Origin of the sequence: Pelistega ratti, from assembly GCF_009833965.1 — a bacterium.
Lineage (GTDB): Bacteria > Pseudomonadota > Gammaproteobacteria > Burkholderiales > Burkholderiaceae_B > Taylorella > Taylorella ratti.
In genome coordinates this window covers 2,104,933-2,124,757 of the sequence record NZ_CP047165.1, presented here as the reverse complement: position 1 = coordinate 2,124,757, position 19,825 = coordinate 2,104,933, and the positions used below count along the sequence as shown (strand labels likewise).

19 protein-coding genes are annotated in these 19,825 nt (G+C 38.3%); 5 read left to right on the top strand and 14 right to left on the bottom strand.

Annotated features, from left to right (window positions below; all coding sequences use genetic code 11):
- Positions 1-171: 171 nt before the first annotated feature.
- The 10 genes from folK to F9B76_RS09230 all read right to left on the bottom strand — a co-directional run bounded on the left by folK (position 172) and on the right by F9B76_RS09230 (position 7,691).
- A complete protein-coding gene (gene folK, locus F9B76_RS09275) occupies positions 172-672 on the bottom strand; it encodes a 2-amino-4-hydroxy-6-hydroxymethyldihydropteridine diphosphokinase (RefSeq protein WP_159991855.1) in 501 nt (166 codons plus the stop codon).
- A 149-nt stretch (positions 673-821) separates the two neighbouring features.
- On the bottom strand, positions 822-1,262 hold the full coding sequence (locus F9B76_RS09270; RefSeq protein WP_159991854.1) for a hypothetical protein: 441 nt from the start codon (positions 1,260-1,262) through the stop codon (positions 822-824).
- An 8-nt stretch (positions 1,263-1,270) separates the two neighbouring features.
- Positions 1,271-2,500, bottom strand: a complete 1,230-nt coding sequence (fabF, locus tag F9B76_RS09265; protein WP_159991853.1) for a beta-ketoacyl-ACP synthase II — start codon at positions 2,498-2,500, stop codon at positions 1,271-1,273.
- A gap of 194 nt (positions 2,501-2,694) precedes the next feature.
- Positions 2,695-2,931 (bottom strand): acyl carrier protein, encoded by a 237-nt coding sequence (gene acpP, locus F9B76_RS09260; RefSeq protein ID WP_159991852.1) that lies wholly within the window; start codon positions 2,929-2,931, stop codon positions 2,695-2,697.
- Positions 2,932-3,148: 217 nt separating this feature from the next.
- Positions 3,149-3,889, bottom strand: a complete 741-nt coding sequence (gene fabG, locus F9B76_RS09255) for a 3-oxoacyl-ACP reductase FabG (RefSeq protein ID WP_159991851.1) — start codon at positions 3,887-3,889, stop codon at positions 3,149-3,151.
- Between the two features lie 2 nt (positions 3,890-3,891).
- On the bottom strand, positions 3,892-4,824 hold the full coding sequence (gene fabD / locus F9B76_RS09250) for an ACP S-malonyltransferase (RefSeq protein WP_159991850.1): 933 nt from the start codon (positions 4,822-4,824) through the stop codon (positions 3,892-3,894).
- Between the two features lie 39 nt (positions 4,825-4,863).
- Positions 4,864-5,838, bottom strand: a complete 975-nt coding sequence (locus tag F9B76_RS09245) for a beta-ketoacyl-ACP synthase III (protein ID WP_159991849.1) — start codon at positions 5,836-5,838, stop codon at positions 4,864-4,866.
- Positions 5,839-5,850: 12 nt separating this feature from the next.
- A complete protein-coding gene (plsX, locus tag F9B76_RS09240) occupies positions 5,851-6,915 on the bottom strand; it encodes a phosphate acyltransferase PlsX (RefSeq protein WP_159991848.1) in 1,065 nt (354 codons plus the stop codon).
- Positions 6,916-6,952: 37 nt separating this feature from the next.
- Entirely contained in the window at positions 6,953-7,135 is a 183-nt protein-coding gene (rpmF, locus tag F9B76_RS09235; protein ID WP_023949147.1) for a 50S ribosomal protein L32, read from the bottom strand.
- Between the two features lie 46 nt (positions 7,136-7,181).
- Complete coding sequence (locus tag F9B76_RS09230; protein ID WP_159991847.1) at positions 7,182-7,691, bottom strand: YceD family protein; 510 nt, start codon at positions 7,689-7,691, stop codon at positions 7,182-7,184.
- A gap of 244 nt (positions 7,692-7,935) precedes the next feature.
- Between F9B76_RS09230 and F9B76_RS09225 the strand changes: the two genes are divergently transcribed.
- Both F9B76_RS09225 and F9B76_RS09220 read left to right on the top strand, forming a co-directional pair.
- On the top strand, positions 7,936-8,487 hold the full coding sequence (locus F9B76_RS09225) for a Maf family protein (RefSeq protein WP_235914885.1): 552 nt from the start codon (positions 7,936-7,938) through the stop codon (positions 8,485-8,487).
- A gap of 39 nt (positions 8,488-8,526) precedes the next feature.
- Positions 8,527-9,237: an SAM-dependent methyltransferase gene (locus F9B76_RS09220; protein WP_159991845.1), complete on the top strand. Its 711-nt coding sequence runs from the start codon at positions 8,527-8,529 to the stop codon at positions 9,235-9,237.
- Between the two features lie 209 nt (positions 9,238-9,446).
- Here the strand turns inward: F9B76_RS09220 and F9B76_RS09215 are convergent, their stop codons facing one another.
- From F9B76_RS09215 to F9B76_RS09205, 3 genes are all read right to left on the bottom strand, one after another.
- Positions 9,447-10,259 carry an N-acetylmuramoyl-L-alanine amidase gene (locus F9B76_RS09215; protein ID WP_159991844.1) on the bottom strand — a complete coding sequence of 271 codons (813 nt, stop codon included), beginning with the start codon at positions 10,257-10,259 and terminating at the stop codon, positions 9,447-9,449.
- A gap of 2 nt (positions 10,260-10,261) precedes the next feature.
- Complete coding sequence (locus F9B76_RS09210) at positions 10,262-10,912, bottom strand: HAD-IIIA family hydrolase (protein WP_159991843.1); 651 nt, start codon at positions 10,910-10,912, stop codon at positions 10,262-10,264.
- Positions 10,913-11,041: 129 nt separating this feature from the next.
- On the bottom strand, positions 11,042-11,959 hold the full coding sequence (locus F9B76_RS09205) for an RluA family pseudouridine synthase (RefSeq protein WP_243140717.1): 918 nt from the start codon (positions 11,957-11,959) through the stop codon (positions 11,042-11,044).
- A 434-nt stretch (positions 11,960-12,393) separates the two neighbouring features.
- On the opposite strand from F9B76_RS09205, the gene F9B76_RS09200 reads away from it, so the two are divergent.
- Positions 12,394-13,914, top strand: a complete 1,521-nt coding sequence (locus tag F9B76_RS09200) for a class I SAM-dependent methyltransferase (protein WP_159991841.1) — start codon at positions 12,394-12,396, stop codon at positions 13,912-13,914.
- A 243-nt stretch (positions 13,915-14,157) separates the two neighbouring features.
- On the opposite strand, the gene F9B76_RS09195 is transcribed toward F9B76_RS09200, so the two are convergent.
- On the bottom strand, positions 14,158-14,532 hold the full coding sequence (locus F9B76_RS09195; protein ID WP_159991840.1) for a DUF4870 family protein: 375 nt from the start codon (positions 14,530-14,532) through the stop codon (positions 14,158-14,160).
- Positions 14,533-14,825: 293 nt separating this feature from the next.
- Between F9B76_RS09195 and F9B76_RS09190 the strand changes: the two genes are divergently transcribed.
- Positions 14,826-15,884 carry an alpha/beta hydrolase gene (locus tag F9B76_RS09190; RefSeq protein WP_243140638.1) on the top strand — a complete coding sequence of 353 codons (1,059 nt, stop codon included), beginning with the start codon at positions 14,826-14,828 and terminating at the stop codon, positions 15,882-15,884.
- A 743-nt stretch (positions 15,885-16,627) separates the two neighbouring features.
- Positions 16,628-19,807 carry an Rne/Rng family ribonuclease gene (locus tag F9B76_RS09185; protein WP_159991838.1) on the top strand — a complete coding sequence of 1,060 codons (3,180 nt, stop codon included), beginning with the start codon at positions 16,628-16,630 and terminating at the stop codon, positions 19,805-19,807.
- The last annotated feature ends 18 nt before the right edge of the window (positions 19,808-19,825 follow it).

Below are 19,825 nucleotides of genomic sequence, written 5' to 3'. Positions count from 1 at the left end.
GTATTAAAATAAAAATCCCCCATAGCGATTGAATCTTACTATGGGGGATTATTTTTATTAAACATTTTAAAGAGTATAGTGATTATTACTTAGAGTATAGACAAATAGGATACAAATTTCTACTCTATTATTTAAATTTAAAATAACTAGTGAAAATTATATTACACAAATTTACTCAATAGATATCACCTCAATCAATTGCCCACTCTCTTTTGCGATCTGAATAAGCTCATCAAAACTACCTTGGGGTAATTTTAAATCAGGGGCTATTTCTCTTAATGGCACTAACACAAATAATCGAGTATGTAAGCGAGGATGAGGAATGATTAATTCAGGCGTATCATACTGCTCTTGATTAAAATATAAAATATCTAAATCCAGTGTACGAGGAGCATTGCGATAAGGACGCTCTCGCCCATATTTTAACTCTATCGCTTGAAGCAATTTTAATAGAGAAAACGCATCTAATGACGTTTTAAGACAAGCCACTGCATTAATGTAATCAGGCCCTGTACTATCAACTGGTGATGTACGATAGAATGAAGAAGATATAAGCTCCTTGATATCCTGATGCTGCAATAAGGTATCTAAAGCCAATTTTAAAAAATTCTCAGATTCACCTAAATTTGAACCTAATCCAATATAAGCAATATTTGTCTTTTTGCTATCCATCTTTTCCTCAAATTAATGCGTAAATGAAAATAGTATATTGATTAAGTAACTATCAATATTTTGATCAACAACACCAAACTATTTTTAGCATTCAATAGCGTATTTATATACCCTTTCTTTTTATTATCATAAAAAACATTAAATTTATACTAATTAACCTTATAAGCATATATTAATACACATAACCGCCTCCATGCCTCAGATGGTATTTGCCACTGCCACAAGAGAATGGGTTTACGCTGATATTGCCCTGAAAAGGTCTGTTTTGATGAGGGATAATGCTGTGTCGTCTGTATAGTAAACTGTATCCAACAAAAGCCCTTACTGACATTAGCCATTGTTCCCCTAATCACACCGTTTGGTGTATTTAGCAAACAATAAGAAGGACTAATAATGAGCAAATGATTATCTTGTGCAGAATACTTTAACCGAGTATAGGTACAAAAAAGCCCTAAACTGATTAAAGCATATGTCCAACCTAATAGGCTAAACCCTGCTAAAAATACCATTAGGGCTTTGATACGGTATGTTACTGCACTATCCGATAATACAATTTCTTGTGTCCACGCTTGTTGTAGTGCAGCATACATACTCTTACCTACATTTTCTTAACAACCATTGAGCCATTAGTACCACCAAAACCAAATGAATTAGATAGCGCATAGTCAATCTTAATTTGTCTGGCTTCATTAGCACAATAATCTAAATCACATTCAGGATCTTGGTTAAAGATATTAATAGTAGGTGGTGAAATTTGATGATATACCGCTAAGGTTGTAAAGACAGCTTCAATACCACCTGCAGCCCCTAATAAATGCCCTGTCATTGATTTAGTAGAGTTAACCACTGTTTTATACGAATGATCACCTAAAGCTAGTTTAAGTGCTACGGTTTCATTTTTGTCGCCTAATGGGGTTGATGTACCGTGAGCATTGACATAATTGACTTGATCAGGATTAATCCCTGCATTACGCAAAGCATTAGCAATACCACGACGAGGACCATCACTATCAGGTGCCGTAATATGATGTGCATCAGAACTCATACCATATCCGACAAATTCACCATAAATCTTAGCACCGCGTTTCACCGCATGTTCATATTCTTCTAAAACAAGAACACCTGCCCCTTCTCCAAGTACAAAACCATCACGGTCTTTATCCCAAGGACGTGATGCTGTTGTTGGATCATCATTACGTGTTGATAAGGCTCTCATAGAAGCAAACCCACCAATACCTAAAGGCGATACAGTTGCTTCTGCACCACCAGCCAACATCACATCCGCATCACCATATTCAATAAGACGAGCGGCATCACCAATCGAGTGCAACCCCGTTGTGCAAGCTGAGACAACCGCATAACTTGGTCCTTTAAGCCCCAACATAATGGTGAGATGCCCCGAAATCAAATTAATTAATGAAGAGGGTACAAAGAATGGGGAAATACGGCGAGCCCCTTTTTCTAGGTAATCTGTTTGTGTTTCTTCAATACGTTTTAGACCACCGATACCTGAACTAACAATCGCACCAATACGATGCGCATTTTCTTCGGTTACTTCTAAACCTGAATCTTTCCAAGCATCAATAGCTGCCCCAATACCATAATGAATAAAAGTATCCATTTGGCGGATTTCTTTGGCATTAATGTAGGTTTCTGGATTAAAGTCTTTAACCTCACCCGCAATTTGAGCATTAAAAGCACTCGCATCAAAACGAGTAATATGACCAATACCTGAACGTCCGTTAATGATGTTATCCCATGCAGTCGCAATAGTATTGCCTACAGGTGATACAATTCCTAAACCGGTAATCACAACACGTCTTTTCACAAAAGACTCCTATTCTATTTAATGGCAGGTGACATAAGCTGTCACAAAGCGTTTTGGAAATAAATTTAATAAAGATTTAAATCTTTTTCAAAGACGCTCTACGTTATGTATTCATTATAAAAATAAGTACGATAATGGTTGTGATACATTAATTAAATACTGTCTCACAACCCTTCGTACTCTATATTATTTCATTATGCTTTTTGAGCGTTAATGAAATCAATCGCTTTCTGAACAGTAGTAATTGTTTCAGCTTGCTCGTCTGTGATGCTTGCTTCAAATTCATCTTCAAAAGACATCACTAATTCCACCATATCTAGTGAATCGGCACCTAAATCGTCAAGGAATGAAGACTCATTTTTAATATCTGCTTCGTTCACACCTAATTGTTTTGCGACGATTGCCTTGACGCGTTGTTCGATGCTATCCATGTAAATCTCCAATAGGGATTATTCCCAAAGTTATTGCCTATGCAAAGCATGGCTGATTAAAGAAGAAAATCAGTTAATACACCATGTATTAACCTAAACGAACTGCAAACATAAATTGCTAGTTTGCATTTTATAAAAATTTGTACCCTTTTTTGGTAAAAAGAGTCCAAAAAACAAAAAAATCAATTAAACAGTAAAACCATATTTTACCTGTTTATTATGCCATATACATGCCACCATTGACATGTAGGGTATTTCCCGTAATGTAACTTGCAGCAGGACTCGCTAAGAAAGCCACTGCCTGAGCAATATCTTGCACATGCCCCAAACGTCCCATTGGGATTTGACTCATTAAGGCATTGGTTGCTTCTTCACCTAAAGCACGGGTCATATCCGTATCAATAAAGCCCGGTGCAACACAATTAACCGTAATATTCCGACTACCAATTTCACGTGCTAAAGCTCGTGTTAAGCCTGCCACACCTGCTTTAGCCGCAGCATAGTTTGCTTGACCCACATTACCACTTTCACCAACAACAGAGGTAACATTAATAATACGTCCACCTCTTGCTTTCATCATAGGTTTTACGACACCACGGCAAAGACGGAATACTGCTGTTAGATTGGTATTAATCACCGCATCCCAGTCTTCGTCCTTCATACGCATAATAAGCCCATCACGAGTAATACCCGCATTATTAACCAAGATATGAGGGCCTCCCTCTTTGGCTAATTCTGCTAATAATGCATCACTGGCAGTTGCATCTGTTACATCAAGCACAACACCCTTACCACCGAAAGGATTAAGCTGTTTATTAATACCGTCAGCACCTGCTTCTGATGTTGCTGTACCAACCACAATTGCCCCTCTTTGTGCAAGCTCTAAAGCAATGGCTTGACCTAAACCTCGGCTTGCACCTGTTACTAAGGCTATTTGACCTGTTAATTCTTTATTCATCTTTATTCCTTAATCGCTTCTAATACTGTTGTTAATGAAGCTGGATCGTTAATTGATAAGGCATTTATCTCAGGTGCAATGCGTTTAACAAGACCCGTTAATACTTTACCAGGACCGCATTCCACAATATGCGTAACACCTTCTGATTGCATTTTTTGGATAGTTTCTACCCAACGTACAGCATGCCATGCTTGGCGCACAAGCGCATCTTTAATGGCTTCTGGATCATGTTGTACAGCAACATCTACATTGTTAATAACATCTATTGCTGGAGAAGCAAATGATAATTCAGCCAATGCTTTCTGTAAAATCACAGCAGCTGGTTCAAGTAATGAAGAATGAAAAGGTGCAGATACAGGTAATACCAAAGCACGCTTTGCTCCTGCTGCTTTTGCTAATTCACACGCACGTTCAACTGCAGATTGATGACCAGCAATGACTACTTGGGCTGGTGCATTAAAATTGACTGCCTCAACTACTTCACCTTGAGCGGCTTCTGCACATACCTTTTTAACAGTATCATCATCAAGACCCAATATGGCTGCCATTGCTCCTGTTCCTACAGGTACTGCCTCTTGCATTGCATTAGCACGAATACGCACCAAACGAACAGCTTCTTCTACGGACAACACGCCTGCTGCCGCTAATGCCGTGTATTCACCTAAGCTATGCCCAGCTACTAATACAGGCTGAGTACCCCCTTGTTCAAGATAGGCTTGATACATAGCATAGCTTGCTGCCAACATCACTGGTTGTGTATTGGTCGTTAAGTTTAATTGTTCAGCAGGGCCTTGAGCAATCAAGGTAGTTAAATCTTGACCTAATGCTTCGCTAGCTTTTTGCATAACCGTTTGCACTGTCTTATTGTCAGCCCACGCATCTAGCATACCCACTGATTGTGATCCTTGCCCAGGAAAGACAAAGGCTAATTTCATGTTATATCCTTATATTTAAAATGTACAGCTATAAAAAGTTTACATTTGAACTAATACAGAACCCCATGTAAAACCACCACCTACACCTTGCAATAGCACTTTATCACCTGATTTAATTCGCCCATCTTTACGTGCTACATCAAATGCTAATGGGACACTTGCCGCTGAGGTATTTGCATGATGATCAACGGTAATAACAACTTTATTCTCATCTATATTTAGCTTACGCGCTAAAGACTGAATAATACGAACATTCGCTTGATGAGGCACCATCCAATCAATATCTGTTGATGCGATATTAGCTTTTTTGCAAACCTCTAATGCTGACTGTTCTAAAGAAACCACTGCTTTTTTGAATACAGCTTGCCCATCCATACGAAGAAAAGGATCGCCCTGCACTTTACCATGACAAATCGTCCCTTCAGCATGTAGAATCGTATGCAAACTACCATCTGCATTAAGCTGTGTACTTAAAATACCTGGCTCATCTGATGCTTTAACAATAAAAGCACCTGCCCCATCACCAAAGAGAACACAAGTGCTACGATCTTGCCAATCAATAATATGAGAAAAAGTTTCTGCACCAATCACTAAGGCACATTTAGCATTACCCGCACGGATATAGCTATCTGCCGTTGTTAATGCATAGACAAAGCCACTGCAAACAGCTTGCACATCAAAAGCAGCAGCGCCTTTATTACCTATCTTAGATTGTACGATACACGCAGTACTGGGGAAAATATGGTCTGGAGTCGAAGTTGCCACAATAATTAAATCAATATCTTCAACTTGAATGCCTGCCTCTTTAATAGCATTTTGAGCAGCTTGTGTTGCTAAATCACTTGTTTTAATATGACTATCTGCAATATAACGTTGCTTAATTCCCGTTCGAGTCACAATCCATTCGTCTGATGTTTCAATCCCTTTTTCCGCTAATTGTTGAGCTAAAACATCGTTTGAAACAACATTTTCAGGCAATGCACTACCCGATCCAATAATTTTTGTAAATGGCATATGGACTCCTTATCAATTGGGGGGATTTTTATCATGTTCTTGGTGCAATACAATAGTCTTTTCTTGTTGAGATGTCAATATCGCTTCTACTCCAAGACGTGTTTTATGTAGTAATTGACTCTGTACCGCCATACGCGCACGTTCAATCGCAAAGCTAAATGCCAATATATCAGCAGAGCCATGGCTTTTAAAAACAACCCCTTTTAATCCTAATAAAGCAGCTCCGTTATAACGGCGATTATCCATATCTTTACGGAACTGGTTAATGACGGGTTTTGCCATCAAGGCAGCTATTTTACTATAGAGAGACCGTAGAAAATTTTCTTTCAATTTACTACTCACCATCTTGGCAAGTCCTTCGATAGATTTCAGTAAGACATTGCCAACAAATCCATCACAGACAACCACATGAGCCGTACCTTTGAAAATATCATCACCTTCTACATTACCAATAAAATTAAGAGAGGTTGCTTGCAATAGTTCGCTTGTTTTTTTGACAAGCTGATTTCCCTTAATGGCTTCATGACCAATATTGAGTAACCCCACCTTGGGTTGTTCAATACCTTCAACCGCTTGTACAAGTGCCGAACCCATCATAGCAAACTGTAAAAGATGCTCAGGGGTACAATCAACATTAGCACCCAAGTCTAGGACAGTTGTTCCTTTACCTAATTGATTAGGCAGAGAGGTAGCGATGGCTGGACGATCAATTCCTTCAAGGGTTTTAAGAATAAACCGAGCAACCGCCATTAAAGCCCCTGTATTACCAGCAGAGACGCACGCATCGGCACGCTGTTCACGAACAGCATGTAAGGCATGATGCATAGAAGATTTACGCTTATGACGTAAAACGACATCAATCGGATCGTCCATATTAATCACGTCCTCAGCATCAATAATAGAAAACTGTGAGGGACGAGATGGCTTTGCTAATTGAAGGGCATTCTCTACTTCTGTTGCTCGACCAACGAGTAAAAAATGCAAATCTGCGTACTTTTCTGCTACATTGACTGCGGCAGGAACAGTAACGGGGAGCCCAAAGTCTCCCCCCATACAATCAATAGCAATACGTATCACGATTGGATAAGATTTAATAAGTTAAAACTTATATCAACTATTCGTCGTTTTTAGTTTTTAACACTTTACGACCACGGTAAACACCGTTAGGACTAATGTGATGACGTAAATGCAATTCACCTGTTGTTGGCTCAATTGCTGTTGGTGGGTTTGTTAGAAAATCGTGTGAACGATGCATACCACGTTTAGAAGGTGTTTTTTTGTTTTGTTGAACAGCCATGATGACTCCAAAAAATACTGTATCGCTATGAAACAGACAATAAAAGTTAATGTTTAAGCTTCTCTAATATAGCAAATGGAGAAGGTTTTTTTGCTAAGTTATCTTCTGGTAATTCTACCAAATCCTGACACACCTCGTGTTTAGGAATATAAGGTAAACTTAGAATAAGCTCATCTTCGACCAATTCTATAATATTGACGGGCTGATGAGCCAAAATTTTTTCATAGGCTTGACTATCTATCTCTCCAGAATCAGCGACATCTGCATCAAGTGCTTTTTGTGATGTAACTGCTTCTAGTTCAACCTCAGTCGCAATGGGATAATGAAAAAGCTTCATACAACGCTGACACTGTAACTGAGGGTTAGCTTTAATTTGTAATTGAATAAGTGCTGGCCCATGTGGTTTTTGATGACCTGTTATATGCCATTCTACCTGCGTTTGTGTCGTTTGCTGAGGCAGATCCTCAGATAAACGGTTAAATGCAGTAATATCAGCACTCCCTTGGACTTCTTGCGAAAGCCGCACTAAATCCATCAGATCTATGTACTTATCCACAATATCCCCTTTTCAATTTACTAATCTTGCTACTCGCTAACTCAATGAAAGTTGCTTTCTGTCAAACTAGTCAATCCATTTATTATGTATTCCCCTCAAAAGAATAAATTTCTTTTTTAAAAGAGAACATACACAAATTCCGTAAAACATGAAATAATAACCTGTTATTTAATTTTGGTCAAATCATGCAATGAAAAAAGCATCTTTTTCTTTAATTTTAGCATCATCTTCTCCGTACAGAAAAATGATGTTAGAACGATTTCAGCTACCTTTTACAACACACTCACCACAAATTGATGAGACCCCAAAAATAAATGAAACTCCTGTAGAGCTAGCTATACGGTTATCTATAGAAAAAGCAAAAGCAGTTAGTCGTCAATTTCCCGGGGCAATTGTTATCGGTTCCGATCAAGTTGCTACATTAGGAAATGCCCCCATTGGTAAACCTGGTGATTTTGTAAAAGCGCAACAACAACTGCGACAACTTAGCGGACAGCATGTACAATTTCACTCTGCTTTAGCCGTTACGGATGGAGAAAAACTATTACATACTAATGTCATTACGCATTGTTATTTCCGTACATTAAGTGAAGAAGAAATTATCCATTACCTTCATACGGAAAAACCTTTTGATACGGCAGGCAGCGCTAAAGCAGAAAGTCTTGGCATTACACTCATGGAACGTATGAGTAGCGATGATCCTACCGCCATTATCGGATTACCATTGATTGCTCTTGCCAATATGCTAAGAGAGTTTGGTATAAATCCAACACTTTTAGCCACAACGACCATTTGATTATATACCGTTACCACATAGATACCATCAAGGATTGCGATGAATACGACTCGCCTACACCTTATTCCCGTTAGTCTTGGAGATTCTCCTGTACAACGTTGGCTTCCTCCTGAGGTACAAACCATAGCAGGAAATATTGACGTTTATATTGCAGAAAATGCAAAAACTGCCCGTGCATTTTTAAAACAAATCGGAACAGTAAGACCTATTCAAGAGATTACTATTCATACACTTACTGCCAAAACAAGCACAGAAGAAATCCACTCATGGCTAAAAGCACCGGGGAAACAGGGTGATATTGGTTTAGTATCAGAAGCAGGCTGTCCTGCGGTGGCAGATCCCGGTGCATTAGTCGCACGAGAAGCACACCGTATGGGGATTCAGGTTATTCCTTGGGTAGGCCCTTCTTCTATTTTGCTAGGATTAATGGCAAGCGGACTTGACGGACAACGTTTTACCTTTCACGGTTATGCCCCTGTTCAGGGACAAGAGCGTATCAAACAACTTCAACAATGGGAAAGCTTATCCGCAAAATTAAATCAAACACAATTATTTATTGAAACCCCATATCGTAATATCGCTATGTTTGAGGCTTTACTTAAAACACTCAAATCCTCTACACGTCTTTGTATTGCTCGTTCATTGACGACTAATCAAGAATGGATTCAAACACATACCATTGCGGAATGGAAAAAACGCCCTATCCCAGATATTGATAAACAAGCTACTTTATTCTTATTCTTAGCATAACAATATTAAGCAAGAATATTATTTGAGACAGAACAGATAAGGTATTCATAGTATATAGGTTTCTATTATTTTCTTTAAACTAAAAATAGTTTAACCAAAGTACGATAAATAAGGCGTAAATTTCTCGGTCATTCCTCGTTATAATCGAACAAATTTACCCTTAACCCTATATCTATAAAATATTAATTATTAAATTTTTCTGCTTATGTTTAATTATTGAATAATGACTTTTTATCTGTCTGTATTAAATCTTCTATAATCGCTGCTGTTTGCACATCCAATACCCCATCATACCGCAATGGGCGGTAGTGCATTTGAAAAGCCTGAAGTACCTTACGATTATCACTATCCCATTTCCCATGAGGTTCAATAAAATAACCTAATTTTCTAAGGTTTTGCTGAACCTTTTCGGCAGAAGGCAGTCCCTTTTGTTGATAGTATTGCATTAACTGTGCCACACGGTCTTCATCATACCATCGCCCTAATCCCTCTTGAGCCAACCACTGCCATGGAAAGTTTGGCCCAGGATCTATTTTACGCAAAGGGGCAACATCACTATGCCCTAGAATATGCTCAGGAATAATCTGATGTCGTTGTTGAATATCTTTTAACAAAAGGATAAGTCGTTCAATTTGTTCACTTGAATAAGGTTGCCATGCCTCATCACCCATAGCATTCTTACGCTGACCGCTATTGACGATTTCAATACCAATAGAAATACCATTTAATTGGCTATCTTTTCCCCAATAACTCTCTCCTGAATGCCATGCTCGCTGGCTTTCTGGCACAAGTTGTAAAACACGCACAGGAGATTCATCCGTAATTAAATAATGAGCAGATACTTGTTGTTCTGTCAAAATACGAAGAGAATCTTCTTGGTTTTCCCCCGTATAGTGAATAATAATATATTTAATACGACTGTCTTGCCCTCTAGCCGAATAGACTTCATCAACTACCGTATGTGTACAAGCTACTACGCCTAACATCCATACACAGAATAACAGTCGCTTTACTATTCGCATCACTAGCAATATACCGATAATAAACGATGAAGCGCAGAGACATTTTCTACTAAAAAATCTGGTTTAGCACGTTCTAATTCAACCTTAGAATGTGCACCATAAGTAACAGCAATACTCTGTACGCCTGCATTTTTAGCTAACTCAATATCATGTGTTGTATCACCCACCATAACGACTTCAGAAGCAGGTATATTTAACTCATCCATAATTTCATTTAACATTAAAGGATTAGGCTTACTTGCCGTTTCCTCACCTGTTCTTGTGGCATCAAAATAAGGATTTAGTTGGTGGTTCGCTAATGCTCGATTTAAGCCTACTCGACTTTTCCCTGTCGCCACCGCCATCATCACTCCCTTTGCTTTTAGCTCATCAAGAATAGCCATATTACCGGGAAATAAACGTAAATCAGGGTCTCGTAATAAATAATGGTATTTATAACGATCAATAAATATATTCACTTGATCGTCCTGTAAATCAGGAATTGCTCGTTTGAGCGCTTCAGTCAAAGAAAGCCCTATTACCCAACTTGCCTGTTCATCTGTTGGTACAGTCCACCCCAAATCACGGCACGTATTCTGGATAGCCACTACAATAGAATGTGTAGAATCCATTAATGTTCCGTCCCAATCAAATACCACTAAAGAAAATTTCATCACAACCCTTTAATCTATACCAAGTGAATACTATATCGTACATAGTACAAAATATTTTTATAAACCCTACTACGCAATAAGCTAATGTAACCAATACATCATCACTATTTATTTAACCATACCGATACATCACAATATATCTAATAATTGTTGGCACTCTTTAGGTAGCGGTGCTTCAAGTATTAATTTTTCTCCCGTCAAAGGATGGTTAAAACTTAAACGATAAGCGTGTAAAAACATACGCCTAAAGCCACGTTTAAAAAACTGTTCTCGTACTTCATCTATACCATACTTTTCATCGCCCACAATAGGATGCCCTTGTGAGGCTAAATGTACACGTATTTGATGGGTACGTCCTGTTTTTAATTGTGCGCCAACTAAAGTATAACCAGAATAGGATTGTACTTTTGTGACAATGGTATAGGCATATTTACCCTTTTCTTTATCAATTCGCACACGGCGTTCACCATCAGCCGTAAGATATTTATAGAGGGGTAATTTAATTTCTTGCCTTTTTGCTTGCCACTGCCCCACCACTAAAGCAAGATAATACTTATGCCCTTCTGACTGACGCATCATATCGTGCAAAACAACTAAAGCACTTCTTTTTTTCGCAATAATCAATAAACCAGATGTTTCCTTATCTAAGCGATGCGCTAATTCTAAAAACTTACTCTCTGGACGAGCAGAACGTAACTGCTCAATCACACCAAAGGAAACCCCACTTCCCCCATGTACGGCGACACCAGCAGGTTTATTAATCACGATAATGGCATCATCTTCATAAATGATGGGAAACTCTGCTTTAGGTGCAATCGGTTTCTGAGTAGGATCAGGCATGCGCAAAGGTGGGATTCTGACTTCATCACCAACTTGCAAACGATATTCTGATGAAATTCTTCCCTTATTCACTCTGACTTGCCCTGAACGAATCGCTTTATAAAGATGGCTTTTAGGAACACCCTTACAGTGTCGTACCAAAAAATTATCAATACGTTGCCCGTCCGATTCTATATCTACTTTGACAAAGCGGACTTGTTGCAACAACGAAGAGGGCTGATAAGAACTTGACACAATATTTACTCAATGAGTGGAAAGAGTTATTATTTTACCTTATTCATTCTCTTATTAAAGCCTCTCTCTGCTTATTTTTCACCCAAATCAAAATCCAATATACTTTTTACGTTATTTTTTAGGATATAGAAATAACTACCTAACACTTACCAACCCTACAATAAATTTTTCAAAATATTGAATATAATTCAAAACAGCATTTACTTTTATTAACTTATTTTTAAGCACATTCTTTGCTAAAATGGTATTGCTTTTTGGAAAAATGAATCACTTAGCACCTGTATTGTATCTTGCTAAGACACGCTGGGATATACCATTATTCATTACCCCATCAGCACGATAACATATAAGGGGCTGTAGTCAATTAACTCTCTAGCCCTATATAACTATTTACTCTAGGAGTTTTTATGTCAAATTGGTCTGAAGGATATGTCGATAATGTCGTCTATACCTATGGTTATTACAAGAATATACAACCTGAAGCACTTACTATTCCTTTTTTAATGAAAGGATTAATTCCACCGACCGTTATCAATGCTTGTGAATTAGGTTTTGGACAAGGTGTCTCTTTTAATATACACTCAGCGGCAGGTTCAGCCAATTGGTATGGAACAGACTTTAATCCTTCACACGCAAGATTTGCACAATATTTAGCCTCTTCTTTTGAATCTGGGGCTTTAATTGCCGACCAAAGTTTTCAAGCATTTTGCCAAAGAGACGATTTACCCGATTTTGATTTTATTGCCTTACATGGTATCTGGTCATGGATTTCAGATGAAAACCGCCATATTATTGTTGATTTTATTCGTCGAAAACTAAAAGTCGGTGGTGTTTTATCTATTAGCTATAATACCTTACCCGGTTGGTCAGGTAAATCACCGATTCGCCATTTATTATCAACCTTCCATCAAACAACGGCTACCTCATCAAAATCACATGAGGACAATGTAAAAGAAACGCTTCGTCTGAGTGAACAAACCCTTAAACTTAGCCAATTACTCACTAAAGAAACACCCTCATTGCTCACCAAAATTGAGGATTTAAAAAATACAAACATTAACTACCTTGCTCATGAATATCTTAATAAAGACTGGCAACCTATGTACTTTACTGAAATGGAGCAATGGTTAGAAGGAGCAAAAGTTAAATTTGCCTGCTCTACCAATTTCTTAGATGATTTCTATCCTGTTTCTTTCAATCAAGAGCAAATAAACTTTATCAGTCAATTCTCTCATGCTTCACAAATAGAAACCATGAAAGATTTTATGCTGAATAAACAATTCCGCTCTGATTTTTGGGTAAAAGGCAATGTTTCTTTTGAACCCTCAGCACGAAGAAACGCATGGCATCAATTAAGGGTTTTATTTATCACTCCACGCAAGGATTTCTCACTGGATATTTCTCGTCATATTAGTATTTCCTTAAATGCATCTATTGCTAATCCAATTTTAGACATTTTAGAAGACGGTCAAATCCATCAAGTAGGGAATATTTGCCAACAACTCAATCAGCATGAAGTTATCTTTGAAGTGCTTGCTATTCTATATGCACATGGACATCTTTTACTGATTCAAGACGATAAAAAAGCCCAAACCGCCTTACCTCGTTGCCAAGCATTTAACCAAGCTATTATGGCACTTGCTAAAGATGGTCATAAAATAGAGTATTTAGCCAGTCCTATGACGGGTGGTGCGATTACAGTTCCTCGATTTGAGCAACTTTTCCTCTCGGCTTACCAAGAAGGAATTCCTCAAGAACAATGGGGTGCGTATGTATGGAATACACTAAAAGAGCGAGGACAACAGTTAATTCATGAAGGTAGAACACTAGAGACAGATCAGGAACACCTTAATGTCTTTAACCAACAAGCGAAAACCTTTATAGAGAATAAATTCAATCTGTTAAAAAAACTAAAAATTGTGATTTAATCTTTAAGCCTGTTCTACTAACAAAAAATCTTCTCTTATTGTTATAAGAGAAGATTTTTTATATTAACACCCATAAAAGTTAAAGATAGATAAAATAATTTATCCAAGTGAGTATTTTGATAGATCCTTAATTATCATTAACGCATCTATTCAGCTAATGATAGAAAAACATACCATATCTTACCAAACTATTTCATACGACTATAACCATATCATCTGCTATAACATGAAGTGCTATTATTTTTAAGCAAAATAAGACTCAGCGTTCACTGGCTTAGCATCAATACATTTAACAAAACCGTAAACCACACGGAAGACATACCAAATATAGGGAACAAAAAACAAAATACCAAGTAAGCCAAAGGAAACAAAGGCTAAAACCCAAGCAACACAGAAAAAAAGTATCCCTATCCAGAATGTGCGGATAAGCCAAGTATAATGTAATGCATAAATCGTCCCTCTTACCTCATCTCTTTTTATATAAGCAATAATAAGTCCTACGATAGAAAGTATTCCCGTAAAAATCCCAAGTGCATACAAAATATAAGTAGCATACATCATTGTTTTATGAGGCTCTAGGCTCTTATTATCATCTATAACGACAACTTCATTTTCCATCTGATTCTCCATATACATAGTAAACCCAATCATATTACCTGATTTCATCTTTTTATTAATTTAATTTACCATAGCCAAATTAAAAAACTTCATACTCCCCCTGATGATTTATGGCATAGAATATGATGACCGCTTTATATGCTTTTCATTTTATTTTACTACTACATATAGGATAAAAGAACATCTTCATTATTGAATACAATTCAAAAGCCCTTTCATTTTTAGCCCTCTAATCAAAAACCCTAAAACCTTTTATACTTTTCTTATGGTTTTAATGAATATAAGGAATGATTATGTTAAGAAAAACACTATTAAGCACATCACTTATTTTAGCGACAACAGGAGTTACTATGGCAGCTGATTATGCAAAAAATCCCTTTACCCTTACTTATGAAGGCGCTATTACCGAAAATGTAGCAGGTCAAGTACAGATTCATCCCGTTAAGTATGTACAAAAACAAACGGGGATTGAAGTCGTTGCCAATGTCTATACCCCAGCTCATTTTGATGCCAATAAAAAATACCCTACCATTGTAGTTGCTCACCCAAATGGAGGAGTGAAAGAACAAGTGGCTGGTTTATATGCTCAACGATTAGCCGAACAAGGTTATATTACCATTGCCTTTGATGCTGCCTATCAAGGGGGAAGCCAAGGTACACCTCGTTATACCGATAAACCACAAAATCGTATTGAAGATATTCGTGCAGCAGCAGACTTTATTAGCCAATACCAAGGAGTAGATCCTGACCATCTAGGATTACTCGGTATTTGTGGTGGCGGAGGCTACTCTATTAAAGCGGCACAAACGGATAAGCGCTTTAAAGCAGTAGCAACACTAAGTATGTTTAATTCAGGCGATGCTCGCCGAAATGGTTTTATGAGAAGTCAAAAAGATAGTATTCAAGAACGACTTGCTCAAATTGCCCAAGCTCGAGCAAAAGAAGCACAAACAGGCGAAGTACAATACACCCCCTCTTTCGGTGCAGGACTAACCCCTGAACAAGTCGCCGCCTTACCTTTTGATTTATATCGTCAAGGTTATGAGTATTACGCACAAACCCATGCCCACCCTAACTCACAAACCAATAGTACAATGGATAGCTTGGCAGATTTAATGGAATTTGATGTTAATACGAATGTTGATTTAATTAATCAACCCTTACTAATGGTTGCAGGTGATAAGGCTGATAGCCTCTATATGACGAAAGAAGTGTTTGAAAATGCCACAGGAACACAAAATAAAGAATTGTTCCTCATCCCTGATGCAACCCATATTGAAACCTACTGGAAACCTGAGTATGTTCAACAAGCAATGGGAAAATTCTCTGAATTCTTTAAGAAAAATCTCTAAAGCACATATTAGGTAAATTCCTCTTTAACTCCTCCCTTACGGAGGAGTTTTTATTGGTATTGCTTAAAAATACAGAAAAATAGAGGATACCTAAGCGAGTTTTGCTAGCAGAGCGAGCAACTACGACTCAACATTATTTGTCGTGCTTTAACATCTTATATAACTAATATTATTCCTATATATTAATTATCATTATCAATCCTCTATATAAGCCTAAATTCCTATCCCTATTTAAAAGGCTTATGCTATAATGACTTACCCAAACAAAAACGGCTTAACCCAAGGGCCAATAGCAGATATACGTCGAGCAAGAGATGATAACAACCCCCTTAGCTCCGTAGATACCGCTCATAAATTGGCACGTTGAATTTTTTATCGCGTAGGTGTCTCCGTTTGGGTGCTTACTGGTTGCAAACGCATGCTTATTTATGTTTTGAATGCGGTAGTCCTTGTTTAGTCTCCTACCCACATAAATGCATATATCCGTTTGTTAGAACCTTGTTTATGCACTGTAACCTATTACCATCACAGATACACTGTTGTACCACTTGTCAACGTGGTCTGGATTTTTAAATCTAAGTAATATAACTCAACTGTTTGAGTTTTTTAAATTATGATACCTCAAGTGATAGCTGATGCTATCGCTCGTTTAGTCATTGCATGACGTTTTTTGGTTCGCCCGTAGTTCCCTAGGGTTAATGTATTTATGGTGAATACATTAGAATTTTTATGAGAACCAAAATATGAAACGTATGCTATTTAATGCAACACATCAAGAAGAATTACGTGTTGCTATTGTGGACGGGCAAAAACTGCTTGATATTGACATCGAAACAGCTGGTAGAGAACAGCGTAAAGGCAATATTTACAAAGGGGTTATTACCCGTATTGAACCTAGCCTAGAGGCGTGTTTTGTAGATTATGGACACGAACGTCATGGTTTTTTACCCTTTAAAGAAGTTGCTCGTAGCTATTTTAAAGAAGGGATAGATGTTCGTAATGCACGTATCCAAGAAGCACTAAGCGAAGGTCAAGAACTCATCATTCAAGTCGAAAAAGAAGAACGTGGCAACAAAGGGGCTGCACTTACTACCTTTATTTCACTTGCTGGTCGTTACCTTGTCTTAATGCCTAATAATCCTCGTGGTGGCGGTGTTTCTCGCCGTATTGATGGTGAAGAACGTCAAGAACTCCGAGAAACCATGAGTCAGCTTGATTTACCTGAAGGCATGAGTATGATTGCTCGTACAGCAGGGATTGGTCGTACCGCCCCTGAGCTAGACTGGGATTTAAAATACCTACTTAAATTATGGCGAGCAATTTATAATGCTGCACAACAATATCCTGCTCCAGTCTTAATTTATCAAGAATCTAGTCTTGTTATTCGAGCAATCCGTGATTATTTTTCATCAGATATAGCTGAAATTCTCATTGATACAGATGCTATTCATGATCAGGCATTAGCCTTTATGCAAGATGTGATGCCTGAAAATATCAGCAAGGTCAAACGTTACCGTAATGCTGTTCCTCTTTTTTCTCGCTTCCAAGTTGAGTACCAAATTGAAACAGCCTATTCTCGTACCGTACAATTACCCTCTGGTGGATCTATCGTTATTGATCATACCGAAGCATTAGTCGCTGTAGATGTCAATTCTGCTCGCTCTACTCGTGGTGGCGATATTGAAGAAACAGCACTTCGTACCAATCTTGAAGCTGCAGAAGAAGTTGCCCGTCAGTTACGCTTACGCGACTTAGGGGGACTCATTGTTATCGACTTTATTGATATGGAAGATAACAAAAACCAACGCAGTGTTGAACAAAAATTACGGGATGCCCTTCATATGGATCGCGCCCGTGTCCAAATGGGTAAGATCTCGCGTTTTGGCTTAATGGAATTATCTCGCCAACGCTTACGCCCATCACTTAACGAAGGCTCTCATGTTACTTGCCCTCGTTGTAATGGTACGGGTGTTATTCGTGATGTAGAGTCTAGCGCACTCAATATTCTGCGTCTGCTTCAAGAAGAGGCCATGAAAGAAAATACCGCAGCCCTCTATGCACAAGTGCCTGTGGATGTTGCTACTTATCTACTCAATGAAAAACGGACAGATATTGTTAAGATGGAAGCACGCATGAAAATCCGTGTTTATCTCATTCCTAACAAAAATCTTGAAACCCCTCACCACCATATCGAGCGTGTGCGTTATGACGACCCTCGCTTAGATGAGCAAAAATCTAGCCTTGAGATGATTGAAGTCCCTGAAAATACCTCACTCACTTGGCAAGACAAAAAAGAAAAAGACGAAGAAAAACAACGTCAGGAAGCTATTATTAAGGGTATCAACCATGAGACCCCAGCCCCTGCACCTGCCCCCAAAGAAGAGGAACAAACTATTAGTTTCTTCCAACGTATTAAATCATGGTTTACACGTAAACCTTATACGCCAACACCAGAAATGGCAGAAGGCAAAGAGGCTACAACAAAAACAAAAAATAATCCAAAACAACGCAATCGCCGTCGCAATGAAAAAGACGATGAAAAGGCGATTCCTCGCAAAGTTAAACAACGTTCTGAGCATAAGTCAGATAAAGAAACGATTAAAGATATTACTGAAAATCGTCCCCGTCGTACTCGCCGTACACAGGAAGATGAAGGTACAACTCATACCAATACAACTGACACACCAGTACAGTTACCTAATATTCCACCTAAACGTAATGCCGTAAAATCACACCAAGAGAAATCGGTTGATAAACCTAAAGCAGAACGTTTAAGTCATAAATCAAATGACAAAGTAGAAAAAGACTTATCAGCTCCTACTGTCATACCGACTACAACACCTCTTCCAGCAGAAGAGATAATGGAAAAAACACTTGATGTCTCTGTAGATACAGCGATAGATACGAATAATGATCAAGATGAAGGTCGTCGCCGTCGTCGCCGTAACCGTCGTAGTCGCCGAGATGATACCAAAGTAGTAGATACTGAAAATCTAGCCTTTATCCCTAACGAAGTATTACTAGAGCAAGAAGAGCAAGCAAAACGCCTTGCACAACAAGCGCCTGTCGTCATTACAGAAAATATTACAGAACCTGACCCTGTGGCTGATCAGCACATTAAAGCTGTTTCTGAGAAAGTACAATCAGAATCTTCTGAAAAGGCTATACAAACCACAATTACCGAGGAAACAACACAGATAGTTGCACCAATAGAATCTGTTACTAACACAGATGATAAAGGGACAAGTGAAACATTGACAGTGGGTTCATCACAACAAACCACTACCCATAAAGTCAATGATACCGTTGTATCACAAACACCTATTACCTTAGCTTATCCACAGATTGATCAGTATGCTATTAATCCACTGACCAATGCGGTTAAAATGGCACTTGCTACGGCTACACATAAAACCGTAGAACATAGCGCCACAGACACTCTTTCAACAACAGAATCAGTAGCACAAACAGCTAGCACCGAAGATAGCTATAATACTCCTGTAACCGTAGCAACAACAGAAACATCTGTTATCCATTCAAATGAAGAAATACTCCCTTCTTCTACCATCACAACGGATACAGAAGTCAATAATGTAGCGACGACTGATGGTGATAAAGGAATTGAGCTGACAGCTACACATTCGACTACCTTTACACAAAGTGTAGTAACTACGACTACAGAGGATATAACCACTCAAACCCAACAAGAGGAAATCACTACACCTTCATCAGATCCAGTTGTGAATAAACAGGTGCTTGAACAAGTCGTTAATCAAGCAGGTATGCAATGGGTAGAAACCAAGCAAGAACTGGTTGAAACAGTGGTAATTCCAGCACCTAAACTCGGTCGTCCTCGTAAAGTAACCACTACGACAAGCAGTGATGAACCGCTAGTATTAGTCGAAACATCAAAAAATCATTAAGATTTGATGATGTATTAA